The 26,212-nt window shown below is 58.5% G+C and carries 20 protein-coding genes, 1 tRNA gene and 1 pseudogene; 13 read left to right on the plus strand and 9 right to left on the minus strand.

What is annotated here, in order from left to right:
• Positions 1–38 precede the first annotated feature (38 nt).
• The gene (locus ACZ1GU_RS02740) at positions 39–992 is read left to right on the plus strand and encodes an isopenicillin N synthase family dioxygenase (RefSeq protein ID WP_472646590.1); all 954 of its coding nucleotides are present in this window, start codon (positions 39–41) and stop codon (positions 990–992) included.
• A gap of 263 nt (positions 993–1,255) precedes the next feature.
• On the plus strand, positions 1,256–4,738 hold the full coding sequence (locus tag ACZ1GU_RS02745) for a TonB-dependent receptor (protein WP_472646591.1): 3,483 nt from the start codon (positions 1,256–1,258) through the stop codon (positions 4,736–4,738).
• Between the two features lie 258 nt (positions 4,739–4,996).
• On the opposite strand, the gene ACZ1GU_RS02750 is transcribed toward ACZ1GU_RS02745, so the two are convergent.
• Positions 4,997–7,993 carry an ATP-binding protein gene (locus tag ACZ1GU_RS02750; RefSeq protein WP_472646592.1) on the minus strand — a complete coding sequence of 999 codons (2,997 nt, stop codon included), beginning with the start codon at positions 7,991–7,993 and terminating at the stop codon, positions 4,997–4,999.
• Positions 7,994–8,141: 148 nt separating this feature from the next.
• On the opposite strand from ACZ1GU_RS02750, the gene ACZ1GU_RS02755 reads away from it, so the two are divergent.
• From ACZ1GU_RS02755 to ACZ1GU_RS02765, 3 genes are all read left to right on the plus strand, one after another.
• A complete protein-coding gene (locus tag ACZ1GU_RS02755) occupies positions 8,142–8,807 on the plus strand; it encodes a hypothetical protein (protein WP_472646593.1) in 666 nt (221 codons plus the stop codon).
• A gap of 78 nt (positions 8,808–8,885) precedes the next feature.
• Positions 8,886–9,929 (plus strand): mannose-1-phosphate guanylyltransferase, encoded by a 1,044-nt coding sequence (locus ACZ1GU_RS02760; protein WP_472646594.1) that lies wholly within the window; start codon positions 8,886–8,888, stop codon positions 9,927–9,929.
• Complete coding sequence (locus tag ACZ1GU_RS02765; protein ID WP_472646595.1) at positions 9,926–10,780, plus strand: class I mannose-6-phosphate isomerase; 855 nt, start codon at positions 9,926–9,928, stop codon at positions 10,778–10,780. The genes ACZ1GU_RS02760 and ACZ1GU_RS02765 overlap by 4 nt, the downstream gene beginning before the upstream one ends.
• 7 nt (positions 10,781–10,787) lie before the next feature.
• On the opposite strand, the gene ACZ1GU_RS02770 is transcribed toward ACZ1GU_RS02765, so the two are convergent.
• From ACZ1GU_RS02770 to ACZ1GU_RS02790, 5 genes are all read right to left on the minus strand, one after another.
• Positions 10,788–13,337 carry an HWE histidine kinase domain-containing protein gene (locus ACZ1GU_RS02770; RefSeq protein ID WP_472646596.1) on the minus strand — a complete coding sequence of 850 codons (2,550 nt, stop codon included), beginning with the start codon at positions 13,335–13,337 and terminating at the stop codon, positions 10,788–10,790.
• The gene (locus tag ACZ1GU_RS02775) at positions 13,334–13,990 is read right to left on the minus strand and encodes a biliverdin-producing heme oxygenase (RefSeq protein ID WP_472646597.1); all 657 of its coding nucleotides are present in this window, start codon (positions 13,988–13,990) and stop codon (positions 13,334–13,336) included. Before ACZ1GU_RS02775 ends, ACZ1GU_RS02770 begins: the two co-directional genes overlap by 4 nt.
• Before the next feature lie 218 nt (positions 13,991–14,208).
• A complete protein-coding gene (locus ACZ1GU_RS02780) occupies positions 14,209–14,511 on the minus strand; it encodes a polyhydroxyalkanoic acid system family protein (RefSeq protein WP_472646598.1) in 303 nt (100 codons plus the stop codon).
• Positions 14,508–15,272 carry a hypothetical protein gene (locus ACZ1GU_RS02785; protein WP_472646599.1) on the minus strand — a complete coding sequence of 255 codons (765 nt, stop codon included), beginning with the start codon at positions 15,270–15,272 and terminating at the stop codon, positions 14,508–14,510. The genes ACZ1GU_RS02780 and ACZ1GU_RS02785 overlap by 4 nt, the downstream gene beginning before the upstream one ends.
• A gap of 12 nt (positions 15,273–15,284) precedes the next feature.
• A complete protein-coding gene (locus ACZ1GU_RS02790) occupies positions 15,285–16,505 on the minus strand; it encodes a toxic anion resistance protein (RefSeq protein WP_472646600.1) in 1,221 nt (406 codons plus the stop codon).
• A 219-nt stretch (positions 16,506–16,724) separates the two neighbouring features.
• Here ACZ1GU_RS02790 and ACZ1GU_RS02795 point away from each other — a divergent pair, with 219 nt between their 5' ends.
• On the plus strand, positions 16,725–18,329 hold the full coding sequence (locus ACZ1GU_RS02795) for a DUF389 domain-containing protein (protein ID WP_472646601.1): 1,605 nt from the start codon (positions 16,725–16,727) through the stop codon (positions 18,327–18,329).
• Between the two features lie 120 nt (positions 18,330–18,449).
• On the opposite strand, the pseudogene ACZ1GU_RS02800 reads toward ACZ1GU_RS02795, so the two are convergent.
• A pseudogene (locus tag ACZ1GU_RS02800) lies at positions 18,450–20,199 on the minus strand (fatty acyl-AMP ligase).
• Positions 20,200–20,353: 154 nt separating this feature from the next.
• Between ACZ1GU_RS02800 and ACZ1GU_RS02805 the strand changes: the two are divergent.
• The 4 genes from ACZ1GU_RS02805 (at position 20,354) to ACZ1GU_RS02820 (ending at position 22,579) form a co-directional block, all read left to right on the plus strand.
• The gene (locus tag ACZ1GU_RS02805; protein WP_472646602.1) at positions 20,354–20,980 is read left to right on the plus strand and encodes a regulatory protein RecX; all 627 of its coding nucleotides are present in this window, start codon (positions 20,354–20,356) and stop codon (positions 20,978–20,980) included.
• Positions 20,974–21,498 (plus strand): DUF192 domain-containing protein, encoded by a 525-nt coding sequence (locus tag ACZ1GU_RS02810; RefSeq protein ID WP_472646603.1) that lies wholly within the window; start codon positions 20,974–20,976, stop codon positions 21,496–21,498. Before ACZ1GU_RS02805 ends, ACZ1GU_RS02810 begins: the two co-directional genes overlap by 7 nt.
• A 168-nt stretch (positions 21,499–21,666) precedes the next feature.
• Positions 21,667–22,089: an NADH:ubiquinone oxidoreductase subunit NDUFA12 gene (locus ACZ1GU_RS02815; RefSeq protein ID WP_472646604.1), complete on the plus strand. Its 423-nt coding sequence runs from the start codon at positions 21,667–21,669 to the stop codon at positions 22,087–22,089.
• A gap of 4 nt (positions 22,090–22,093) precedes the next feature.
• On the plus strand, positions 22,094–22,579 hold the full coding sequence (locus ACZ1GU_RS02820) for a DUF2155 domain-containing protein (RefSeq protein ID WP_472646605.1): 486 nt from the start codon (positions 22,094–22,096) through the stop codon (positions 22,577–22,579).
• Here the strand turns inward: ACZ1GU_RS02820 and aat are convergent.
• Positions 22,528–23,235 carry a leucyl/phenylalanyl-tRNA--protein transferase gene (gene aat / locus ACZ1GU_RS02825; protein ID WP_472646606.1) on the minus strand — a complete coding sequence of 236 codons (708 nt, stop codon included), beginning with the start codon at positions 23,233–23,235 and terminating at the stop codon, positions 22,528–22,530. The two genes, ACZ1GU_RS02820 and aat, sit on opposite strands and share 52 nt — an antisense overlap.
• A 129-nt stretch (positions 23,236–23,364) precedes the next feature.
• Between aat and ACZ1GU_RS02830 the strand changes: the two genes are divergently transcribed.
• Positions 23,365–23,440, plus strand: a tRNA-Trp gene (locus ACZ1GU_RS02830).
• Positions 23,441–23,774: 334 nt separating this feature from the next.
• Positions 23,775–23,924 (plus strand): hypothetical protein, encoded by a 150-nt coding sequence (locus tag ACZ1GU_RS02835; RefSeq protein ID WP_472646607.1) that lies wholly within the window; start codon positions 23,775–23,777, stop codon positions 23,922–23,924.
• A 126-nt stretch (positions 23,925–24,050) separates the two neighbouring features.
• Here ACZ1GU_RS02835 and ACZ1GU_RS02840 read toward each other — a convergent pair whose 3' ends face one another.
• A complete protein-coding gene (locus tag ACZ1GU_RS02840; protein WP_472646608.1) occupies positions 24,051–25,598 on the minus strand; it encodes an alanine/glycine:cation symporter family protein in 1,548 nt (515 codons plus the stop codon).
• Between the two features lie 348 nt (positions 25,599–25,946).
• Between ACZ1GU_RS02840 and secE the strand changes: the two genes are divergently transcribed.
• Positions 25,947–26,156, plus strand: coding sequence for a preprotein translocase subunit SecE (secE, locus tag ACZ1GU_RS02845; protein ID WP_472646609.1), 210 nt, complete (start codon positions 25,947–25,949; stop codon positions 26,154–26,156).
• Positions 26,157–26,212: the final 56 nt, after the last annotated feature.

The following is a 26,212-nucleotide window of genomic DNA, read 5'->3' on the forward strand; positions in this document are numbered from 1 at the left end:
TGTTGGCAGGATGCGCCCGCGCGTATTAGATAGCTCTCATGACTGACGCTTCGACCACCGCCGAACCCGACATTGCCTCTGTTTCGCTGGATCAACCGCTGGCGAATATTTCCGACGAGCTGGGCCGCAGCTTTGCCGAATATGGCTTTGCTGTCGTGCGCGATCACGGCATCCCGCAGGAGTTGATCGAGCGCGCAGAGGAGCTGTCAAAAGCCTTTTTCGCGCTGCCCGACGAGGTCAAAAAGAGCTATAAAATCGAAGGCGGCGGCGGCGCGCGCGGATACACGCCGTTCGGAACAGAAAAGGCGAAAGACGCCGACATTTTCGACCTCAAAGAGTTCTGGCATGTCGGTCGCGGACTGCCGAGCGACCACCCGCTAAGCGAGTTTATGGCGCCCAACATCTGGCCGAAGGAAGTGGTAGGCTTCGAAGAGACGTTTGAGGCGCTTTATGCCGCTTTTGAAGAGGCGGGCGGGCGCGTTTTGGAAGCGATCGCGCTGCATCTCGAATTACCACAGGACTTCTTCGCCAAAACGGTCGAGGATGGCAATTCGGTGATGCGCCTGCTCCATTATCCGCCGCTTGGTCCAGATGCGCCCGAGGGCGCGATCCGCGCAGCTGCCCATGGCGATATCAACACGATTACTTTGCTGCTCGGCGCGGAAGAAGCGGGGCTTGAGCTGCTGACGCAGGCGGGCGAGTGGAAAGCGATTGACGTCCCCGAAGGCGCGCTGGTCATCAATGTCGGGGACATGCTCGAGCGGCTGACCAATGGAAAGCTGCGTTCGACCACGCACCGTGTGGTCAACCCGCGCGGACCTGCCGCGCTGCGTTCGCGCTATTCGATGCCGTTTTTCTTGCACTTCCGGCCTGACTACTTGATCGAACCGCTCGCAAGCTGCGTGGATGCAGATAGCGAATCGAGTCCGCCAGAGCCGATTTCAGCGCATGATTTCCTGATGCAGCGGCTTCGCGAGATTAATCTCGCCTGATCTGTGCCTTGGCGCGGTGGTGCCCTCTGGAAAACTCCAAAAAGAACATTCATGTTGCGACGCAGCAACACCTGCGCTGAGTCCCGCAGAAAACCGCGGTTCTTGGCAATGTTTTGGCGCATCTGGGCAAACGTCGTCATCTTATCGCCACAAAGTTTCATGCGTTCGTCACAAATGAGACTTCTTGGGGAAAGGCAACACGCCTAATGGGGCGTGCAGGAACACGCGAATCCTCTCTTTTTAGGTCATCAGGGGCTTATTCAATGAAACTCAAATATCTCCTCGCAGCGAGTGTCGTGTCACTCTCCGCTGCTGCAACCGTCGCGACCCCAGTGGCCGCACAAAGCATCACTTCAGGCATCGAAGGTGAAGTCGTTGATACCAGCGGCAATGCGCTGCCGGGTGCAACCGTCACAATCACCGACACGCGCACCGGCGCCGTTCGTGACGTAACCGCAACAGATGGCGACTTCCGCATCGGTTCGCTGCCTCCTGGCGGCCCATACACCGTCACCGCAACCGCTCCTGGCTACGAAGGCCAGACGGTTGAAGATGTGTTCGTCAACATTTCGGGCAACACCGGCTTCCGCTTCACGCTCGCAGCATCGACTGCGGGTTCGGACAATGTGATCATCGTGACCGGCGCACGTGCCGGCGTGACGCAGCTCGCTGTTGGTCCAGGCACGGCGTTCGATTCGCAAACACTGGAAAACTTCCCATCGATCACCCGCGACGTTCGCGATATAATTCGCATCGACCCGCGTGTCAGCCTTGAGCAGAGCAACGATGTTGATCGTATCTCCTGCCTTGGCGGTAACGACCGCGGCAACACCTTCACGGTTGACGGCATCATCCAGTCGGACGTGTTCGGCCTGAACGGCACGCCGTTTGCAGCGCGTAACTCACTGCCGTTGCCATTCGACGTGGTAGAGCAAACCTCGGTCGAATTCGCTCCGTTCGATGTTGAGTATTCGGACTTCACCGGCTGTCTCGTCAACGTGGTGACCAAAGCCGGTTCGAACGAATTCAGCGGCTCTGCATTCTATACCTATTTCGACGAGGGCCTTCAGGCTGACAGCGTGACTTTCGCCGATGGTGAAGTGCAAGACGTCAACGCTGGCCGCGAAGAGCGCTGGGGTGCGACCCTTTCCGGTCCAATCATTCCCGATCGCCTGTTCTTCTCGCTCGGATATGAAGAAGTGAAGATCGCCGACGGCTATAACGATGGGCCGATCGGTTCGGGTGCTGCCAACGAAGTTCCTTTCGCAACGCAAGCGCAGTTCGATGAATTCGCTCGCATCGCCCGTGACGTTTACGGCCAGGATGTGGGCGGACTGCCGACCACGCTTCCAGAAGGAAACGTGCGTTACTTCGGTCGTCTCGACGCGATCATCAACGAAAACCACCGTCTTGAGGCGACCTACCAGCGTCTCGAAGAAACCAACGTCGAATTTGACGGCGGCGGCAACACCTTGACCGGCATTAATTCGTTCGAAGACGAAGGTACGGTTTCGGACTATTACTCTGTCCGTCTCTACTCCGACTGGAGCGACAAGATTTCGACCGAAATCCGGTTGAGCCGCGCAGACGTAGCCGATGTTCAGGGTCCGGTTGGTTTCAACGAAGCACAAACCGATGACCCAACAGTTCGTCTTGTTGTTGGTCTTCCGAACGCGACAAACCCTGATGTAATCGCTGCCGTCGGTGCAGACGAAGCTGACAATGGCGGTTTCGCAACTGGCCCGGGTATCTTCCGTTCAGCCAACGCGCTCAACACCCGTATCGATCAGGCACGCTTTGTTTTGAACTACGACGCGGGCGATCACTTCTTTAAGTTTGGCGCGGAAGTGAACGATCTGGAAGTGTTCAACCTGTTTGCGATCAACGCGACCGGCACCTTGTTCTTCAATGGTCTTGAGGATTTCGAAGCTGGCTTGCTTGCACTTGGCACTGGCGGCGATTTCGACGGGCCAGATGAAGTTGTTGAAGACGGTGCAGGAGGCGGCACGATCCGCACAGGTATCGACGGCGACATCAACAACGCTGCAGCTGAATTTGGCCGCACAGTCTATTCCGTGTTCGCTCAGGATGAATGGCAGGCGACTGACCAGTTGAGCGTGACTGCGGGTGTTCGTGTCCAGCTCTATGACGGTGACGCACCGCGCGCCAACCCAGGGTTCCAGCAGCGTTTTGGTTTCAGCAACCGCGTATCGTTCGGTTCTATCGAGCCAGTTGTGCTGCCGCGGATTTCGGCAACCTACAACTTCGACAACGAAGGCTTCTTTTCTAACAGCAGCCTGACCGGCGGCGTCGGCATCTTTGCTGGTGGTGACCCGGTCGTGTTCTTCTCGAACGCGTTCTCGAACGACGGCTTCGCTTCGGTAAACGGCAACACCGGCGACTGCGACGCAGCCGACCTGACGACCGATGCCGGCACCGGCCAGATTTCAGTCGTTTCCGGCGGAACCTTCACCGGCTTCCCGCAGTGTGCGATTGATGCTGGTGCTGCGGGTGCTGCCGCTGGCGGCGGTGAAGTCCAGAACATCGATCCGGACTTCGACATCCCAACCGCGATGCGTGCAAACATCGGTTTTGCCACCGAGTTGGGAACCGAGACCGGTTTCTTCTCGAACTGGAACCTCAACGTCGATTACATCTACACCCGTTTCAATGACACTCTGGCGATCCGCGACCTTCTGCAGGTTGTCGATCCATCGGAAGGTCTCAACGGCTTTACCGTCGATGGCCGTCCGATCATCCGTGCGATCGATCCGCTAGTGGCGGGTTGTAATGCGACGTTTGATCGTGATGCCGGAACATTTGTTGGCGTAACAGACCCTTGCTTCTCGACCGGTCTTGATGAGTTCCTGCAACTCACCAACGGTCCAAGCTTCGACAGCCACAACCTGTCGTTCATCCTGACCAAGCGTTTCAGCGAAGGCATCTTCACTGAAAACGGCAGCGTGAACATCAACCTCGGCTATGCGTTCAACGACAGTGAGCAAACCATCAACTCGCGTTCGGCAACCGCCGGTTCGCAGTTTGACGGAACCGCCGTGTTTGATCCGCAAAACCCGGCGGTCTCGCAGTCTGGCTTTGAAACGCGTCACAACATCACTCTGTCGATGTTCTTCCGCGAAGAATTCTTCGAAGGGTATGACACGGGTCTGGGCATCTTCTTCCGTGCTTCGGAAGGCCGCCCTTACAGCTTGACCTTCGACGACGGTTTCCCGGACTTCCGCGACAGCGGTTCGGCTGAAGAAAACATCCTTGCTTACATCCCGACCGGGATCGACGATCCGAACCTGTCACCATTGAGCGACTTTGGTGACGTTGCGCTGTTCCTTGATGCCATCAACGGCGGCGACAGCATCGTCAGCAACCTGAACTGCGAGTTCACGCCAGGTCAAACGATCCGTCGTAACACCTGCCGTAACCCATGGTTCTTCGATCTCGACTTCCGTCTGACCCAGGAACTGCCGTTCATCGGCAGTCTGACCGGGATCAAGGAAGACCGTATCGAGATTTTCGCTGACTTTTCGAACTTCCTGAACCTGCTCGACAGCGACTGGAATGTTCGTCGTTCGCTGGGTGACTTCGACGGCCGTGTTGCTCTCCTGACCGGTGAGTACGACGATCAAGGTCGCTATGTCCTCGAAGACTTCCGTGCTTTCGAAGGTGAAGCGTTCACTTCGATCAACAGCAGCATCTGGCGCATTCAGGTTGGTGCGCGTTACGAATTCTAATTCGTAGCTACACTATCAGCCAAACAAGCGGCGGGGCCTTAGCGGGCTCCGCCGTTTTGTTTTCTAGCAAGCTGTGTGGCACAACTTCGTCAGGCGCGTGGCGCATGAATGGGGGCTGCTGGGCGCTATATTCTGGCAGTACCGCTCTTTTTCCAACCCGCACCGCGTTCATTCGCCAGTTCGAGCAACTCTTCGCCCATTCGCTTCAGACTTAGCTGGTCAACGCCGTCGCGCAGACCGCGCTCGAGCTCGCTTGCCTTATCGCCCAGATCTTCTTCGCCAAAGATTCCGGTACGTCCCTGCAAGTTTGTGAAGCTGTCGCATCAGCCTTTTTCCGAGCTCGCCTTCGATAATGCCCATTGCGATTCCTTCGCGCAGGGTTTCGAGGGCTTCCTCGCGGCGTTCTTCCCAACGCTTGATCAAAGCGGGCGAATGCATCGCCCGAGGCTGCTGTTCTCCGTTCACCGGGAAATCGATGACCCGGCGAGATGGCGAGGCGGACCCGTCGTCCTTACTGGAACCACTGTCGCCCTGGTGATGAGCAGTGCCCCGTTTATGCTGCTTGCGCATCGCGTCTTGCACACGCGCGTCAATCTCATCGCCTTCGCGGACTGTTGCAGCTTCCTCCGAAGCAGAACCTGAGCCCTGATCTGCCGTGCTCTTCGGACTTCTGCCGGTGTGATCTTCGATGATGCGGGTTGGAAGCCAACGTTGCAGCGCGCGGGCTAGGTGGGCGAACTCCAGCGGCTTGGCGAGATGGCCTTGCATCCCGGCTTTGCGCGCAGCGATGATATCTTCCGGGAAAGCATTCGCGGTCAACGCGACAATAGGCAGTTGGTTGCTGCATATCCCTTCGCCGCGAATGGCCCGGGTGGCCTCATAGCCATCGCAGCCCGGCATCTGAACGTCCATCAACACCAAGTCATAGGGGTCGCCGCGCAAGAAGGCGTCGAGCACCATCGCGATGGCTTCATTTCCGTCATGCGCAATGTAGACATCCTGGCCGCAGCGTTCGAGCATTTCGGTAGCCAGAATGCGGTTCACATCGTGATCTTCCGCCAGCAATATGCGCGATCCGTTGGGCAAACGGGCATTCGCCGCGCCGACCAATTTGGCGGCGTCAGGGGTTGCGTCGTCGCCGTAGACAGGGAGCAACGGCTCGAGCGTTGGATCGCTGACCGGCGTGGCATCTTGGGTCTGGGGCTTTGCCTTTGTGAAAGGCAGGGTCAATCGGAAGCAGGAACCCACCCCGACTTCGCTTTCCACCTCGAGGTATCCACCCAACATTTCGGCGAGTTGCCGGCTGATCGAGAGTCCAAGGCCTGTTCCACCGAACCGGCGGGCAGTGTCGCTTTCGCCTTGAGTGAACGGGTCGAAAATTCGCTTGGCTCGTTTTTGACTGATGCCAATGCCGGTGTCGATGACCTCGACGACGATCTCTTGCGCGAAAATTCGGCACGAAACGGTAATGCCGCCTCGTTCGGTGAATTTCACCGCATTGCCGACCAGGTTGAGAACAATCTGCCGGACCCGCAGGCCGTCTGTCATGACCCAAGGTTGATCGGCTTGGTTTTCGTAGACCAGCTTCAGCCCTTTTTGTTCTGCAGTGGAGCGGTGCAGGGCGGTGCATTCGTCAATCGTCGCATCCAGATCGACCGGGTGCCGATCTATCGATATTTGTCCTGCTTCGATCTTCGACAGGTCGAGAGTGTCGTTAAGCAACATCATCATTGATCGGCCCGATTGCACGATCAACTCGACATTTTTTCGCTGGGTTTCGTCCAATTCTGTTTGCAGCATCAATTCGGCGAAGCCCAAGACGCCGTTCATCGGTGTTCGGATCTCATGGCTCATATTGGCGAGAAATTCCGACTTTGCTCGGGCTGCGTGCTCTGCCTTGCGTCTTGCTCTGGTCAAAAGAAGTTCCAGCTCGACTCGCTCGGTTACGTCGCGCAGTGAAACGACAATGCCCTGGCGGTTTCCCGTTTCAGGATGTCTAGCGATGGCGCAGTCGGCTTCCAGAAAAACCGGCGTGCCATGTTGGCTGTCATTGAAACGGCGGAAAGTGAACCGTTCTTTTTCACTGACTCCAGCTAGCAATCGGGTTTCGGCCCGCGCGATTCGATCTTGCGCATCCTTGTGCATTCTGTCCGATGCGCGTTTCCCCAAGAATATCTCGCTTGGCTCTCCCATTACTTCGATCACGGACGGGGAGACATAGGTGCACTTCCCGGTCAGGTCATAGTACATGAGCGTGTCGGTTGTGTTCTCGGTCAGCAACCGCAACTCTCTGCTACGCGCCGCCAGCTCCTGCGTCATCTGGTCGCGGTAGTGCAAGATTGCGGCAATAGGCAGGCCGGTGAGGAAATTGGCCGCGATGAAAGCCAGCGCGACCTGCATCTGCTCTTGTGCAGAAACATCGACCATGGCGATCGGCCCATACCCCATAAGCGTCATCACCATGGCCAAAATGGCAACCGCGAGCGTGAAGATCGCTGTTCCAGCGCTGCCCAAACGGAAGGCGCAAAGCAAAGTCAGCGGCGGCACAAGGAAGAGCAAGGGATAGCTCTGCTGGTTGAAGACCAAAAACGTGCTGCCGAGACCGACAGCCAATACCCACGAATGCTGGATTATGATTGCCTTCGAGAAACGTGGCTTTTGCTGGGCTACGTCCGAAACGAGCAGCATTGCCGGGGCGATCAACACCATGCTGAGCGCATGTGTGATCATCCATCCAGCCATCGTGCTGAGCATGTCTGCACCAGCAATCGCCATCGCAATCGCCGCGATCGCTGCCGACACGCCGGGCGCAACCAAACCCGCAACCCAGACAAAGCGGGCGAGATGCTCGATATCGTGCATGTCGGGGCGCGGCCCGCATGACCGCCTTATGAGCGAAACAACAAGTGCAACTTCAACGAGATTGGCGAAGCCAAAAGCCATCGCAATCGGGAGCGCGAAACCGGCGATGAGGTTGGCTGCGGCAATACCCGCCCACATTCCGGTCAGGAACGGAACCTCGTTTTTGAAGCTCATTCGAAGCAGGACCACAGCAGCGACCGCCGCTGGCAGCCAGATCGTGGCGAGTGTCTCTCCGAAACGGCTAACCTCAATGCTGAGTTTGGCCAGCAAGAAGCTGCCAGTAACGGCGCCCAGACAGGCGATCCAACTGCGCGAATCGATCCGGTCGAGGGCGAGAAGTGCCCATCTTGTGGGCGGATTAGGGGGCATTGATTGTTGGACGAGGCGCTCCATCGCTAACCCCCTCAAATGGTCTATAGAGCATTCAGAAGGGTGTCTGACGAGATGCGGATGACTACGCATGAGGGGAGAAACGCAGGTGGCTAAAGGAGGCTACACAAGGCAGAGAAAACGACCCAGCGTTCCTTTGCTAATCGGCATTGTGTTGTTGCACATTGCCGCATTGTACGGGTTGGCGCGTGCTTTCGCTCCTGACCTGACGGCTTCGGTAGAGCGCAGCGTGATCTCGAGCTTTACGGTAACGGTCACAAGCCCGCCCGAGCCACCGCCGCCGGAAAACCAGCCCGAACCTGACGAGGGGTCGCAGGGCGAGCCCGGCAAAGAGGCAGTGCCCAAACCTGTTACGGCACAGCCGCCGCCCAAACCTCTGGCAAAACCCTCGCCTGCGCCGCGCGCATCGTCCACCGGAACGGCCAACAATTCCGGGGCACGCGAGGCCGGCGATGGCACGGGCGCCGCGGGCAGCGGGCTTGGCACTGGTAGCGGCAATCGCGGCAGCGGGCAGGGCGGCATTGCGGTCAGCAAACCCAGCGTGCGTTCGGGTGAACTCAACACCGCGAGCGACTTTCCTGTGCCTGAAGGAGGGCGCCGCTCCCGGTTCGGCAAATCGGTCACCGTCGTATTCACTGTGACCACCGATGGCAGGGCGAGAAATTGTTCTGTCGCTAGGTCTGACGTCGATGCACAGACGACCGGCCTTGTCTGCGGTCTTGTAGCGCAGAAAATCCGATTCAACCCGGCGCGCGATGCCAATGGCAATCCGGTTGAGGCGCGCTACGGCTATCGGGTGGATTTCAGGGGTCGGTGATCGACTTTTTGTCTAGAAATCAATGAGCGTGGCAGGGTTAGCCTGTTTTAACCCCTTGTCTGCTATGCCGGTGCAATCATGAGCGCGATCCGCACCATCCATCCTGTGATCCTCTGCGGCGGCAGCGGCACGCGGCTGTGGCCCGTGAGCCGCAAGGCGCGTCCGAAGCCGTTCTTACCGCTGATTGGTGATCAGACGCTGTTCCAGCAAGCGGTTGGCCGGGTCAGCGAGCCTGCGCAATTCGCTGCGCCCATTGTAGTCGCCGGTGCGGATCACGCCGAATGGATTGCTGCCCAATTGCCCAAAGATAGCGACGCGTCGCTCATCATTGAACCGGTCGCGCGCAACACCGCACCCGCAATCGCTCTGGCCGCCGCCCGGCTAGATCCGCAAGCCATCATGCTGGTGTGTCCAAGCGATCACTACATCGCCGATCAAGCCGCTTTTCGCGCCGCTGCGGCGTCGGCTGCCGAACTTGCGGCACAGGATTACCTGGTGTCTTTTGGCATCACCGCTGACCGACCTGAGACCGGCTATGGCTATATCAAGCGCGGCGAACCCTTGGGTGACGGCTTCGCTGTCGATGCATTCGTTGAGAAGCCCGATAAAGAGCGCGCCCAAACCTATCTGGAAAGCGGGCAATACAGCTGGAATGGCGGTATCTTTTCGTTTCGGGCGGGAGCGTTTTTGGCAGAACTGACGGCGCATCGTCCGGACATGGCTGCGCAGGTATCCGAGGCGATCGAGAATGGCCACGTTGAAGGAGTGTCTTTCCATCCCGATCCTGCCGCATTTGAGGCGATCAGCGGGGAATCGGTCGATTATGCGCTGATGGAAAACACAGACCGAGCGGCGATGGTCCCTGCCAATATGGGCTGGTCCGATATCGGCAATTGGGCCGCTCTGCAGGATGCTTTAACACCGGACACCAATGGCAATGTCGCCGCATCAAACAGCGATCTGGTCGATTGTGCCAATGTTCTCACCATCAGTGATGGCCCACGCATTTCCGCTATCGGCCTCAGCGATGTCTGCATAATCGTCAATGGCGATGAGGTGCTCGTCACGACGCGTGAAGGTGCGCAATTGGTGGGTAAATTACCGGGGGCAGGCGAGCAATGAACGCGCCGCATTCCCGATCTTTTGCTGAAGACCGCTCGGGCCATTTCGCCCGCAAGCTGCATACGCGAGAAGTCGAGAAGGTCTGGGGTCGCGACGTTCTGCCGTCTCCTTTCGAAGCGGCTGGCAACGCTCGCATCGGCGAAATCTGGTTCGAACCGCCGGCTGAGCTCAATTCGCTGCTGGTAAAGTACCTTTTCACCAGCGAGAAACTCTCGGTGCAAGTGCATCCCAGTTCCTCACAGGCGCGCGCGGGCGAGGCGGGCAAGGAAGAATGCTGGCTGGTGCTCGATGCCCAACCGGGCGCAAAGCTGGCGATCGGATTCGACAATCCGATCACACCTGATGCAATGGCCGAAGCAGCGCGCGACGGCACGATCGAAGACTTGCTCACATGGCACGAAGCGCAAGCGGGCGACGTGTTCTACCTGCCGGCGGGGACGGTCCATGCAATTGGGCCGGGCCTATCCTTGGTCGAAGTCCAGCAGAACAGCGACACTACGTTTCGTCTTTATGACTATGGTCGCCCGCGAAAGCTGCATCTCGATCGCGCCATCGCAGTGGCTGATGGCTCATCCTATCCGTCGCGGCTGCGCAGCAATGTCAATCAGCGCGGGCAGACTTTGATCGATGCGCCGTGCTTCCGCATAGATCGCATCGAGGGCGCGCCGGATGCGTCGACTGTCGCCAGCTTTGCTGAACCGATGCTCGCGCTCCCGTTAGAGGGGAACCTCAGATTCGAGGGCCCCGGACGCTCTGTCTACGTGGCGGCTGGAGAGTGCGTGTTTGCAAGCGATATTGAAGCGCTGAATTTCACTGACGCGCAAGTGACTTTGCTGGTCAAGCCGCAATAGCAGATCCTTACTCGCCCACGCCCAAAATGCTGCTGATCTCGCTGCGGCCATACGGTTTGCGCAGCAATGCCCGCGCACCGATCTCGTCAAGCTGGTTCTCCATGTCGCCATATCCTGTGGCCAAGACAAAAGGCACGCCAGCTTCGCTCAGTGCGCTCGCGACCGGCACACTCGATTCCGCCCCAAGGTTGAAATCGAGGATGGCGAAATCGGGCTGGTCCGTCTTTATCGCTTCCAATGCCCCGGCGACGCTGCTGGCGACGCTCACCTTGTGAACGCCCAGCCGCTTTAAGCTGTCTTCGGTGTCGAGCGCGATGATCATACTGTCTTCGACCACCAGCACATGTTCGGGGAGCTGCTCTGTTTGTGCGGCTAGTTCTGCGGAATCTTCATCGCTCGACGGTTTACGCGTTCCGTCAAGCTCGTCAGGATCTGCGATATACCGCGCAGGAATCATGAAGTTCGCTTCCAGGCCTGCCAACTTGAACTCTAGTTCTGCCTCTCCCTTGAGCTCGTGCGGGATTGAGCGCTCAATGATTGTCGAGCCGAAACCGCGCCTTTTCGGTGGCATAACCGGAGGGCCGCCGCGCTCCTTCCATTTGATTTCCAGGTTGCCATCCGGCGTGCGCTCGACATTGATCTCCAGCGAGCCATGACCGTCACACAGGCTTCCATACTTTGCCGAGTTGGTTACGAGCTCGTGCACTACCAAGGCCATCACCGTGTACGCCTCTGGCCGGATCAGCACTTCGATTCCGTTGAGCGACATGCGCTGCTTCTTCTCGTGCAGGTAGGCTTCGAGTTCGGTTTCGAAGAGAGCGGACAAAGGTGCTGGCGCCCAGTTTTCTCGCGTGATGTTGTCATGCGCGCAGGCAAGCGCGCTGATCCGTCCTCCGATGATTTTGCTAAAGTCGACCACATCAGTGGCATCGTGCTGCGACTGGTTCACCAGACCGCGGATCAGATTAAGGATGTTGCGAACGCGGTGGTTCAATTCCGCGATCAGCAATTCCTGCTGCTCCTGGGCCCTGCTGCGCTCGCGCGCGACCTCATCGGTCATACGCAACACCACCTCTAGCAGGGTGATCCGCAGATTCTCGGCAATCTGCTGTTCTTCAGCGCTCCAATCCGTGCTGCGTCCTTGCACCGTTTCACGCCATGCATCAAAGCTGCCGCGCGGGGTAAGCCTTTCACCTTCTTGCGCCTTGGCTGCGTTGGGGTCTCCCGCCCAAGTCACTGTTTGGGTTAACGGCTTGCGCCAGAGCACCAGAAAATCGCGTTGGCTACGCGAGATCGGCAAGATCATGGCGCCGGCGACTTTATCAGCGAAGGCTTGAGCGCCTGGAACATGATCCGCCAGCATGTGGGTCGCGATGATCGTGCTGACAGGCGCGCTGTTGAGCGCCGGTAAGATCGCCTTGAATTCCTCCTCGCTCGGTGCTGTGCCGCGTGAACGATACGTCCCGTCGATCCATACCGAGGACCCTTCATGGGGAATGACATCGGCCAACATTTGATCAAGCAAAGGTAGGCTGTTGCTCAGCGATGTCCCTCCAGCCAGCCTCACCATGAGCTGGTCATGCAAGGCCCGGCCCCGCTCGCGCACGTGCTCCGACTGCTCGATCAGTAAGCGGTTGAGCATGAGCGAAAACATGAGCGAGAAGGTCTCGGCCACAGTGCGCAAGGAATAGGGCGGCAGCTTGGGCGAATAGTGATGACACGATATCATGCCCCAAAGCCGATCTTGCACCACGATTGCGATCGCCAGTGACGCGTGCACGCCCATATTGCGCATATATTCGAGGTGCATTTGCGAATGGGCTCGAAGTCCGCTCATCGAGAGGTCGAGCGGCTTTCCATCCATTCCGTGCGCCGGCTCCACAGGCACTGGTTCGGCGCCCATATCGCTGATGACGCGCACCTTGTTACGCCGGAAGAGCTCGCGCGCCTGCTGCGGGATGTCTGCCTGCGGGTAGCGAAGACCAAGATAAGGCTCCAGATCCTCGCGGCGGTCCTCGGCAATCACCTCGCCGCTTTGATCGGGGTGAAAGCGATAGACCATCGCACGATCGTAACCCAGCAATTGCCGCGCGATCACGGCAGCCTGTGCGCTCATCGTTTCGAGGTCCTTATGACCTTCAAGCCGCGAGAGCGCCGGCCCGATCATTGAAAGATGGTTCGAATAATCTTTCTCCGCATGTGGCTCAAACTCGATGATGATTGAGCCGCCAATGGTATGCACCGCCACATCGAACAGATCACCACCCTGTGTCAGGCGCAGACCGAAGAGGCGCTCCACCTGGTCGATCTGCACCATTCTTTCGAGCGCCTCGCGCAGAGTCTCCAAAGCATGGGGCTGCAGGTAGGCTGAGATTTCCTGACCGATTTCCGGATTGTTATCGAGACCGAGCAGTTCGGCGCAATTGAGCGAACGATGCGAAACAAACCAATCCGCATTGATCGCGATCAATCCGCCAAAAGGCTGGACCGCCGCGATGTTGTGAATTTTCTCGCGGTCGCACTCGGTCATTTCGGGCTTGGCTGGTGAAAGACTCATGCTCGTATTCTCTTGATGGCGCGCAGCGGCTTGTCGTCAGGCCTATCGATTGGCTCGCTGAGATGATGGTGTTGATTTGTGAGCGGCGCATCGACGATCGGGATATCAGCCGCGTTGTCATCGCCGGCAATGGCCAGGAAGTGGTCGAAAGTGGCACGCGCAGCCTGAGCGACGACTTTGAGTGTTTCGTCATCGACGGGTTTTTCGATCAGCGGTCGCAACCGGTTCCAGAACACGACCATTTCCGGATCGCCGAGAAAGGAATGCGGCCACTCCGCAAAGCCTTTTCGCCTGAGGTCGTGCAGGATTGCGCGATTGCCTAGGGACGATCCGGCAAGAACCCACCCGATGCCGAGCACCGCCATGTCTATTGGCGAGCCGGCATCCATGCCGAATGCGAAGTTTGGAATGTCAGCGGGAAGGTGCCTGCCGAGCTGCTCGAGGTCACGCGCAATGAGGGGGCATTGGGCAGGCGGCAATTGATCATCGGCGGCATGCCGTTCTAGCCATGTCTCTATGCTGGCCCGGGCTTTGTATTGCAGCGAAAGGAACCGGCTATACTGGTCCGCATCGGTCCAGCCGGCAACAGCGCGCATGGATTCATCCAGTTGGTCATGCAGTTGTGCGGTCGCATCGCGCAATGCGATGCGCAAAGTTGCAGGTCTTGCTGCGTGTCCGATGCGTCCACTCCCTTACCGGCCAGATAGTTAAGCCCAGTTCAGGTCTCTTCTGCTTTCAATGGCTTACCGTCAAGTTTGCTTTGCAGAAAAAGTGTCAAGACATTCATCCATATCGGATCAATCTTGGGTGGAATAACGCTTTGATTTGGCAGCAACTCGCACAAATGCGCTGACTTTGGACACCGAAAAAATCAGTGCTTTTCGAGCAGTTTGCCGCCTTCTTTGCGGATCGCGCGTTCGATCAATGGCCGCGCCATGCCCAGAATTGCGGGTAGATCAAAGTCGATGATGACCTGATTGTCTTCGATTTCGACAAACCCTTCGACCCTTTGACCCCAGGCGTTAACCAGCAGATCCATCCTGTCTTCGCTGGGCCACATGGTCTCAACCCGCGCAGTGCCCTCGGGGAAATAGCTGCCTATCTTGTCGGAATGTTCGTGCATCCGGCGGCGCACTTCCTCGCGGCCAAGGTCGTGGGGGAGCGCGACCCTCATGCACCCTTGTCCGATTTGCTCGTATCGGAGAGCGCCTCATCGCCGCCATAGCGGTATTCGAGGTAGCGATCCTTGATCGCGAGATCGTCTAGCGCGCCTTCGGCCAGACGGCGCGTGACGCGGTCGATCTCTCCGCTGATCTTGCCGAGGCTGTCGGCCAGGCGGTCATCGGCAGATTTGCCGACATGTTGCTCGGCGCGCAAATGCGCAGGGATTTTGCGGTAATTGTCGATCGTCTCGGGGATGTATTCGCCCACTAGCTCGCGCACTTCGGCGACGCTGGGGTGAGACTGATCGACCGTCTCCAATTGCAGGCCGAGCGCATCCAGTTGCACGCCGATCTGGTCGACGACTTTTACCGCTGGCGCGGGCAGGGCAGGACGCTGCGCTTCGAGCCAAAGCTCGGTGCGCGCAACCATCTGCTTGGGCTCACCTTGCTTCAGTTCGGTGCGCTTGGGAATTTTGACCTTAGGATAGTTGGCAAAAAACACGCCGGCCATCACCACTGCGAAGAACGCTGAGACGATTCCCCAGAACCCAATCCCGCCGATAATTCCGCCGATGACGCTCATCGCGATGAAGATTGCGAGCACCGCCGCGCCGAAATAGCCTGCTCGTTTGAGCATGGATTGGAATTTCAGGCCCGCAGAACCCTTGCCAATGCTCTCGCCCGGGCGGTGCGTGCCGCCTGAGCGCTGCACCGCCAGGCTCTTGCCCGCAGCGGCGAGGATCTGATCGGATTGCTTGGTGGAATCGACCATCTATGCGCCCGCTCAGTTATCCAGCGCCAGCAGCGATGGCTCAGACGCGACCTTGCTTTCGGCCTGCGCCTGACCTTCTGCCCGTGCGATATAGCCTTTCGACTTCTCGACCTCTTCGGACAGAACGGTGACGGTCTGCTTCATGTTCTGCAGTGCGCGCACCTTGAACTCGTCGACCTCGTCCATCGTGTCGTAAATGTTCTGGAAGGCGCGTTGCAGGGTCTCAAGCGGGATTGTGCTGGAGGCGGCCTGTTCGTGGATTTTGCCGGTCTGTTCGCGCAGCAATGTGCTGGTGGAATCGATGATCCCACTGGTCGTCTCGTTGAGCGCGGTGATCTGGCCCAGCACCAGTCGCTGGTTGGTCATCGCCTGAGCCACTGTTACCGCCGTGCGCAAAGCCCCAACGGTAGTGGTGCTGGCGCGGTCGACGCCTTTGACCAGCTCGACATTGTTCTTTTTCACGAGATCAAGCGAGAGATAACCCTGCACGCTCACCGCCATCTGCGTCAGCAAATCCTGCGTGCGTTGACGAACATAGAACAGCGCGCTTTCGCGGATTGCCTTGGCCTTCGCCGGATCGGTAGCGTCGAGCTCATTGGCCTTTTCCTCAAGCCGCTCATCCAGCCGCTTGGCAATGTGGATCATCTGCTCCAATTCGCCCATCGCGGCCCACAATTTCTGCCGCTCGACATCAATCGCGGCGTTGTCTTCGTGCAATTCCTTCTTGCCCGAAGCCAGCCGCTCAAGGATCGATTGGATGTGGCCCTGCGAAGAGGTGTAGCTGTCAAAATAGTTTTGCAGCTTGTTGCCGAATGGTATGATGCCGAACAGCTTGCGCCCACGCAGCTTGCCCTTGCGGCCCGGGTCGAGGTCTTCGACCGTGCGGCGCAATTCAGCAAGGTCAGCGCCGACCGAGCCATCGCCGTCCATTGAGCGGACCGGACGGTCCAAGAAGCGGTTCGACATGGCTGCCGCCGCGCGGATCTGTTCCTGACCCATGCGGGTGATCTGATCGACCTTCTCGCCGAATGCCGGCGAATTCGCATCTTCGGACACCAGATCGGTGACGAAGCCTTCGACCTTTTCGTCGAGCTTGCTCTTTTTCTCCTGATCGACCGGAACGAGGCCAGCAGCTTTCTCAGGCGCGACCGCAGGCACCGGATCGGGTGGCGTTAGCTCAAAATCGGTTGCGGTCTTCGTCGTCGTTTGCGTCGAATTCGTCGGTGTGTTCATCGGGCTTCTTCAACTCCCTGAAAGCCAGCTATGTCGCGACAATCGTGATAAAATGCCATTTCTCATAACTGTATTAGTGATCTAAGACACATTGTTCAAGATAGTGCCCGAACACGGGCCATGCGTCCATCACAAAGCGGACCGCGCAATCGCGCGCTTCCGTTTGCTACCAATTGCGACTAATCGGGCAACCTGATCGACCAAGGACAAGCGAATTTCATGTCAAATCAGGCAGAAGATGAAAATTCTGGCGAAGCATCTGCCGGCGAGCACCCACAAAGCGCCGCGTCCAAAGCCACAGGCCACCCTGATCCTGCGCCAGCAGCCGGAGCAATAACCAGCGATTCCACCTTTTCTCGTGTGCTCTTCAGCGTGCGGCGCTGGTGGCTTCAGGACGTCGTGGGGACGGTCAACCAGACCAGCGTGATCGAGAAACGGCGCGAGGACTGCGCTTTGTCCGAACGCTACCTTTTCATGACTGCGATGAGCGGCGGTATCGCCATCCTCGGTATGCTTTTGTCGTCGCCAGCCGTCGTTATCGGCGCGATGCTTTTGTCACCTTTGATGGGGCCGATCATGGGCCTTGGCTTTGCCTTGGCGATTGGTGACTATCCTTGGCTGAAGCAATCTGCGCGCAGCCTTGCCTGGGGCACAGTGATGGCCGTGGCGCTCTGTTCACTTCTGGTCTTTCTGTCACCGATCCAGACGATTACGCCTGAGATCGCGGCGCGCACCCGGCCTAATCTTTTCGATCTGATGGTTGCGCTGTTTTCCGCGCTTGCAGGTGCCTATGCGATGATCAGAGGGCGCGAAGGCACAATCGTTGGCGTGGCGATTGCTACCGCCTTGATGCCGCCTCTGGCAGCAGTAGGATTTGGACTGGCGACGTGGAACTGGACAGTCTTTTCCGGCGCGCTCCTGCTTTACGTGACCAACTTGCTGACCATTGCGCTGACCGCGTGGGGCATGGCGCGCCTCTATGGGTTCCGCACGACGTTGAGCGAGCGCAACACGCTGTTTCAAAACGTAGCGGTGGCCGGTGTCTTTCTGGGCCTTGCCATCCCGCTGGCATTCTCGTTGCAACAGATTGCGTGGGAAACCAATGCCCAGCGGATCGTGCGCAGCGAGATTACCGAGAGTTTTGATGAGCGCTCGCGGGTCAGCGATCTCGAAATCGAATTCGGGACAAGACCAATCACGGTTTCCGCAACCGTTTTTACTGCGCAATTGAGGCCCGAGGCGGAAGCTAGCACTGAGCGTGCCCTTGTCGCTAGATTGGGAAAGCCGGTGGAATTGACCCTCATCCAGTCGCAAGCGGCGAGCGCCGCAGCGGCCGAGCAGGCCGAATTGTCGGCCTCGCGCGCTCAGGAAGAGGCTGCGGCTTCAGCGCGTGCCCAAGCTTTGGCTCAGCGGCTTGCACTGGTCGCAGGAGTAGATGATGCCAATGTCTTGGTTGACCGCACCCGTCGCAAAGCGCTTGTGCGTGCAAAACCGCTGGATGGCGCATCGCTCGTTGCATATCGCACCTTGGAACAGCGCATTGCCGCGACCGAGCCGGAATGGACGGTTGAATTGCTTCCACCAAAGGGCGCTTTACCAAGCCTTGTCGAGTTCACCGGCGAAGGAGAGCCGAATGTGGCCGGGACGCAGGCGCTGTTGACGATCGCCTGGGCGCGGCAACGCCTGGATATGCCGGTTGAGCTGACAGGAGATCCAGACAATGCTGCGCGCGCGGCAGAGATCCTCGCCGAGCGCGGGGCTGAAGTAACGGTCGTGCCGGGGCGCGGAGAAGTGCGCGCGCGATGGGCAGATCCGGTAGAATAGGTGTTTATGAGTGCTGTTTTGGTAGCATCGCAGCCGCAAGCGCGACTGCGCGTCCGCAGCGATGTGATCTTTGATCGCGATGAGCGAGGAAATCGCACGCCGGATGGCGTGCGCGAATAACTAAGCCGCCAGATCTAACGGTACGATTTCACCAGCCAGATACAGCTTCTTCGCTTTTGCGCGGCTTAGCTTGCCAGAGCTGGTGCGAGGCAATGTGCGCGGCGGGACCAGCTCGACAACGCAGCTCATTCCAGTGACCGAGCGGACCTTGTCTGCGATCTGCTCGCGCAACTTCACCCGCTCAACCGGATCAGAGACGCGGCAATGGACCAGCACGGCGGGCGCTTCCTCACCATTGTCAGTTTCCACCGCAAAAGCTGCGATGTCGCCGTGGTTGAAGCCGGGCAGTTGCTCAACCGCCCATTCAATATCCTGCGGCCAATGGTTCTTGCCGTTGATTATGATCATGTCCTTGGCGCGGTACGACGATGAAGAGATAGCCATCGGCGAGATAGCCCATATCGCCAGTATCAAGCCAGGCGTTGCCATCCTCATCATGGACCAGGCAGTCATCGGTAGCTTCTTGATTGCGGAAGTATGAGTGCATGACGCTTGGGCCGGCGCACCAGACTTTGCCGATCTGGTGATCGCCCTTCGCGCGTCCATCTTCGCCGCGAATTTCGACTTCCATGTCGGGCAGCGTCTTGCCGCAATTGACGATCGCGCGGTAGCGGGCCGGGCGCGAGATATCGCGCGGTGTGCCTGACAGGCGCTCTTCTTCGACCAGCTCGACGCGGATCCCTTCGCCTGGCGGCATGACAGTGACTGCAAGCACCGCTTCGGCAAGGCCATAGGAAGGTGTAAAGGCGCTCGCTTTGAAGCCCGCTTCAGCAAAGGCGTTGACGAAGCTTTGCATGACATCGGGCCGGATCATGTCCGCGCCGTTGCCAGCGACCCGCCAGCGCGACAGGTCAAAGCGTTCGGCCACATGGCTTTGGCTGGAAATCCGGCGCGCGCAAATGTCATAGCCGAAGGTCGGCGAATAAGAGAGCGTTGTGCCCTCATTGCGGCTGATCATGTCGAGCCATGCGAGCGGGCGGCGGGCAAAAGCATCGGGTTTCAGATAATCGCCGGACACCTGGTTGGCGATCAGCGACAGGAAGCAGCCGACCAGACCCATGTCATGATACCATGGCAGCCAGCTGATGCAGCGATCATTGTCGCGCAGCTGCATGCTGGTCGAATGGCCGTAGAGGTTATGCAGCAGCGCGCGGTGCGTCACCGCAACGCCGGTCGGGAAGCGGGTCGAACCGGAGGAATATTGCAGATAGCAAATGTCTTCCGGGTCAGCTTTGGGCAGCTCGCATTCAGGCGCTTCACGCTTCTCAAATTCTTGCCAGCTTTCGCCCTTGCATCCCTGCTTGTCGGCGGCGGCCTTTGCCATCTCGCCGATTTCTTCTGGGTAGATCAGAACCGCTGGATCGCTGCTCTGCAATTGGACCGCGAGCTGATCAATGTAGCTTTCCTTGCCGCCAAAAGTGGTTGGCAATGGCAGCGGAACGGGCCAAGCGCCAACATAGACGCAGGCGCAGAATAGCGCGGCAAAATCTGGTCCGGTCTCGGCGATCAGCGCGACGCGATCTTCCTTGCTAATCCCGAAAGCGGTGAGGCGGCGGGCCATCACCAGCGCGTCTTCGCGCATCTCTGAATAGGGGTAAACGCGCTCTAATTGTCCACGCATATCGTGGAAGTTGAGCCCTTTTTGGCTCTTCGCGGCGTAGTCAATCGCGTCACAAAAGGTGTCAAATTCAGCCCTGATGCGCTGCAGGTCGCAATCATTCGGCGTCGGCGTCAATACGGCGTCGGTCATAATTGTCTAGCGATACCCGTATGTTACGGCGCAAGTGAACGCGCCTGATCCCTCATTCCACCACGCTGGACTTTATGTCCAGCAAGTTCCAAGGTCACGTCTTGATAAGGACTGTGGCACGAATAAGGCGAAAATGGTTTCAAAGGAAACGAAATTGTCATCGTCCGAGCGCGGCAAGGGCGATCGCCCCCGTCGTCGCAAACCGCGTGTCCGCAAGCCTCTCGATCAAATATCCTTGCGCGATTTGGCGCTATCCTATGTTGCAAGATTTGCGACAAGCGGGGCGAAACTTGAGGCTTATCTGGCGCGCAAAATCCGTGAGCGCGGCGTTGCGGGTGAAGATCAGGATAATCCCGATGAAGAGCCACGCCTCGACGTTCGCGGCCTTGTCGCGCAGATGATCGAGCTCGGCTATGTCGATGATGAAGCCTATGCCCGCGCCAAAAGCCGCGATCTTATGGCGCGCGGTTTCGGAGCGCGGCGGGTCAACCAGGCGCTTTATGCCGCCGGGATCGACGAAGCGACACGCGATGATCAAACACCCAGTGAGGCAGAGTCGCGTCGCGCGGTCATCCTGCTGGCACGCAAGCGCGGCTTTGGCCCGTTCAGCCGAAAGGAACTGGACCCAAAACTCAGGGAAAAGCAAATTGCCGCCATGCTCAGGGCTGGCCACGATTTCACCAAGGCGCGCTTCATTATTGATACAGAAACGACTGGCGAAATAGATAACTGGCTGGCAGAGGCCGAAGAGGAAGAGGCAGGAGAAACGGGACTATGGTGAGAATTGCGCGCTTTGTTGCTTTGGCGGCGGCATTCTCGCTGAGCGCATGTTCCGCTGCCGAAGCCGAGCCGGAGGTGCGCAATAGCGAATCGCAGACCGCCGACGCCAATGGCAGCGCCGAAAATATTCATCCCGTATCTGGCCTTCGCTTGATCGAAGTGACGGTCGATGATGGCACTCAAGAGATTGTCTTCACCACCGAATTGGCGGACACGCCGGCTGCTCAGGCACAAGGGCTGATGTTCCGCACCGAGCTCGCCGATGATGAAGCAATGCTCTTTCCCTCCCATCCACCCGCGCCGCGTAGTTTCTGGATGAAGAATACGCCGATCCCGCTCGACATCATCTTTGTTGGCACCGATGGGCGGATTACCAATATCGCGGCGCAAACCGTGCCGTATTCGCTCGATTCTGTCGCTTCTGATGGCATTGCGAGCGCCGTGCTGGAGATTCGCGGGGGACTTGCCGCGGAAGTAGGTATCGAGCCGGGTGATATCGTCGAATACGAGTTGCCGTAGAACACGGTCTCGGCTTGGTCGCGGAGCTCGGCTCGCGCAGCGAGCCGCAAGGGCGCACGCCCGCCCGCAGGCCGGTTAGGGCCGAGGAAATCGCATGCCGAATGGCATGCGGATACTAAACACTCTCTCGCTTGAAGCGCGATCAAAACCGCTCTAAACGCAGCGCCCATGGGATTCCTCGGAAAAATCTTCACTTGGTGGGATGGTGCAACCATCGGCACGCATCTGTGGTCGAGCCGCAATGGCGAGCAAGTCGGCACCGATGCGCAGGGCAACAAATATTATCGCCAGCGCAAAAAGGGCAGCGATGACAAGCCCGACGGCTCTTATGTCAGCCGAGAGCGTCGCTGGGTGATTTACGAAGGCGCCAATGATGCGAGCCGCGTGCCGAGCGAATGGCATGGCTGGCTGCACGGCGCGTTCGACGACGTACCGGAAAGCAATCTGCCTCCAGCAAAAATCTGGGAAGCGGACTACACGCCAAATGCGACCGGCACCGCCGACGCCTATCGTCCGCAAGGCGCGCTCGAAAAAGGCGGCAAGCGCGCGCGGGCCGTCGGCGATTACGAGGCCTGGACCCCCGAGGGGTAATTTTATGCGCGCTTCGCTTGCGACCGGATTGGCTTTGTTCCTTGCTGCCTGCGGCAGCGAGGCAGGCGATCCCGCTCCCCGCGCTCAGGAAACAGAGGTGCCCGAGGCGATCGCCGCTGCGCAGGGGCCCGATATCGAAGTCGAGGAAGTCGAAGGCGCGACCCCGATGACCGAGCGGGTTGCGACCATTGGTCTGCTCAACAAGCGCAACAATGTCAGCCAGGACTTTGAAATGAGCCCCGGTGAAACCCGCCGGGCTGGCCCCGTCATCATCCGCTTGTCTGCATGCGAGCGCACCGCGCCGTGGGAAATGCCTCAGGAAACCGGCGCCTTTGTGCAGGTGCTCGTTCAGGAGCGCGGATCGGCAGATTTCACCGGCGTCTTTTCCGGCTGGCTGTTCAAGAACTCGCCGAGCCTCAACGTGGTTGAGCACCCGATCTACGATGTCTGGGTGAAAGACTGCGCGATGGAGTTTCCGGGCGAGGAGTGATCGTCGCTCGTGAAAGCGCGATAGGCCTGATTTAGGCTAAGCCTCGGCGGAGCCTCGCGCGCCTCGGCCATCAATTTCAGATAGTCTGCCTGCGGTATCTCGACCGCGCCGAGCCTGGCCAGATGATCGGTCATAAACTGGCAGTCTAGCAAAGTGTATCCGGCATGCCGCATCAGCGCGACCAGCCAAGTGAGCGCAACCTTGCTGGCATTGTCAGACCGCGAAAACATGCTCTCTCCGCAGAACACCCGGTCGAAGGACACGCCATAAAGCCCTCCGACTAGCTGACGTTTGCCTGCATCGTCTCTCAGCCAGCATTCGATCGAATGGGCCGAGCCATGGGCGTGCAGCTGGCGATAGCTGGCGATAATCCGCTCGCTGATCCAGGTTTCGGGATGGTCAGGGCGCGGCTGTGCGCAGGCGGAGATGACGGCGGCAAAATCCTGATTGAGGGTCACTTCAAATCGATCCTGGCGCACCACTTTTCTGAGTGACTTCGAAAGGCGAAACTCGTTGAGTGGTATTATCGCGCGCTCGCGCGGCTCGACCCAAAATACCTCGGGGTCATCATGCCGGTCGGACATCGGAAAAATGCCGCTTTGATAAGCGAGCAGCAGCATGTCCGGCGGGATCAGAGCGGGGTGGGGCGAGTGCATTGTCGATATATTGTAGCAGCTTCGGGCCGGGCTTGGCTAAAGCAAATTGCATCCGGTCAAATTGCAATTGTGGTGTTCATTGATGTTGCCATGCGCCACGCTTGGCGATAGAGGCCTTCGCTCCCATGCAGGGGTGTAGCTCAGTTGGTAGAGCATCGGTCTCCAAAACCGAGGGCCACGGGTTCGAATCCTGTCACCCCTGCCATTTCCCACCAGCGTTGAAATCTGATTGCGTTGCGGGCGCTTAACATCGCGCGCCTGTTGTCGGTCGCGGACGAGCGGGCTGGGTGTAAACACGTAAGCCCGTGGTCGGTTTTTCTCTATCTGAACGCGGCACATAGGCGCTCGTCTCGCTACCCCAGACACCAAGTGGGCCGGTCACCTCCTGGCGGGCCGGCCCGCAAAGTTTATCCGACATTGGCCGCGAGCGAGCCAACGCAGCTGAAGAACGAACTATCTCACGCGATGCGGGAACCACCTGCGCGATAGGGGGTTATTCTGAGTAATCGTCTCAGATTTAGTACAAGGAGATCAAAGCTTTGACTTCTGCCCCCATCCATACAACCGGCTCTGACAGCTGGCTTGACCCTAAGCCGCATTCGGACCCCTCCCTGCGTCAACTCAAGCATGGCAAGATCCGCCCGATGGAAGAGCCGGGTCTGCTCGAACGCTGGTTTGGCGACCGTTAAAAACGACTTCAGTTTCGTGTTCGGCTCGCCTCTTGGACCCAGGCTGAGCTGAACGCAACAAAGGCCGGCCTTGCGCGTTTCGCAGGGCCGGCCTTCTTAGCTCAGGGGCGCCGTGTTGCGCCTGGATCAGTATTCGTTCGGTTCTTCCTTGGTGTCGACATGGTGATCGGTACCAGCCGTCTTGTCGCCCTTCGCCAGCTTGAACACCACACCTGACAAGAGTGCCAGCGCCAGCAGGTTGGGCAGTGCCATTGCGGCGTTGGAGATATCGCCGAGGCGCCAGACCAGCTGAGACGGCTGTGTCGCTCCGATGAAGATCGCGATGCACCAGATCACCCGCCATATGATGTGCAAGATCTTCTCCCCGCCGCGCGTCGATCCCGGCACGCGGTCATAGATGAAGGTGATCGCCCGCTCGCCATAATAACTCCAGGTAAGGAGGGTAGTGAACACGAACAGGATAAGTGCCACGCTGACCACCAAAGTGCCCAATGGGATGTCAAAGATTGGCGTCGGGAAGGCGGCGCTGTAGGCGGCAATGGTTGTCGCAACGCCTGCGGTTTCCACGGTGCTGAGATCAGACTGCCAGACATGATCGACCGCCTGTCCAGCGCCTGTGAAGTCACCTTGAACAGTCAGGATCACGAGTGCGGTCATGGTGCAGATTACAATCGTGTCGATAAAGGTGCCGAGCATCGCCATGCGGCCCTGTTGTTCAGGATCGTTGGTCTGAGCGACAGCGTGTGCAATCGGGGTCGAACCTTGCCCAGCCTCGTTCGAGAACAGGCCCCGCGCGACACCGGCGCGGATCGCAATGATGATCGCCGCACCGACAAAGCCACCTTCGGCTGCCTGGTTATTGAACGCACCAGCAAAGATGCGGCTGAACGTTTCAGGCAGGTCGCCAGCGTTCAGGGTAAGCGCAATAATCGCGAGCACGATGTAAGCGCCAGCCATGAACGGCACGACCTTTTCCGCGACATTACCGATCGATTTAATTCCGCCGATAATCACGATGAACACCGCGACAGCCACGATCAGTCCGCCTACCCAACGCTCGATACCGAACAGTTCATTGAGCCCAGTGGCCACTTCGTTCGACTGGATCGAGTTGCCGGTGACCAGCGCAGAAAACAGCGTACCGAGACAGAAGATGATCGCAAGCCAGGTGTATTTCGGACCCAGGCCCATCATGATGTAGCTCATCGGGCCGCCGCGTTTCGTTCCGTCACTGGTCGTTTCGCGGTAACGGATCGCGAGCGAGCCTTCGGCAAAGGCAAGCGCCATGCCAATCAAAGCCGTTACCCACATCCAGAAGACTGCGCCCGGTCCGCCCCAGGCAATCGCAAAGGCCACGCCTGCAAGGTTGCCCGTGCCAACCTGGCCGGAAAGGGCAGTCGAAAGCGCGGCGAAGGGAGAGATTTCCCCGTCGCCCTGGCCCTCTCGGCCCTTGAACAGTCCGGCAAAGGCGCTGAACAGATTTCGGATCGGATAGAAACGCAGACCGATCATGATCCATAGGCCAATGCCGAGCAGGATGATGGTCATTGGCGGAACGGGAATGCCAGCGATCTGGAGGAGTTGTTCTCCGCGCCATTCCCCGCCCCAGATAAAGTCGGATACGTTTACGACTTCGTCGACGATGGTCGTCGATCCCGCTGGTGCTGCTGACATATGTGTTGGATCCCTGAAGTTGTACCTTGCGTTCTGGCTCGTCCATTTCCCCGTGACGGCCAGATTGAGCGCGCACGCTAGAGCGATGGCTTCGCCTTGACCAGCCCCTTAAGAATTTGAAGCAATCGAGTCGGAGCCCGGCGCGCCAACCGCGCACGCCAGCCGCTCATGGCTCGATTTCGGAGGGCTTGCATTCGGCAAGACTCGCGCGTAGTGGCGAAAGCGTCTTTCCGACATCGACAATCAGCTTCGCCCCTCCCGGACTTGTTCGGGGCGGCGCGAAACCCTACCTGAAAGCAATGGCGGCAAGACCCGCGTCAAGTTTGTAAGGACAGTAAGGCTCGCATCATGGCCGAAGAGAAAAAGCGCAAGACGTCTCCTGCGGAATTCGTCAATCAGGTTCGCACTGAAACCAGCAAGGTTGTGTGGCCGACCCGTGAAGAGACGATCCGCACCGCGATCTTCGTCTTCATCATGATGGTGATCCTGTCGCTGTTCTTCCTCGGGATCGACACCGTTTTCAGCTCGATCGTGTCCTGGTTACTGACGCTCGCATAAAAGGTTTTGGCAGGGCAGGGTTTCGCTACTCTTGCCCGCGCATTTTTAGCCCGACT

Source organism: Erythrobacter sp. HA7-11, from assembly GCF_055693605.1.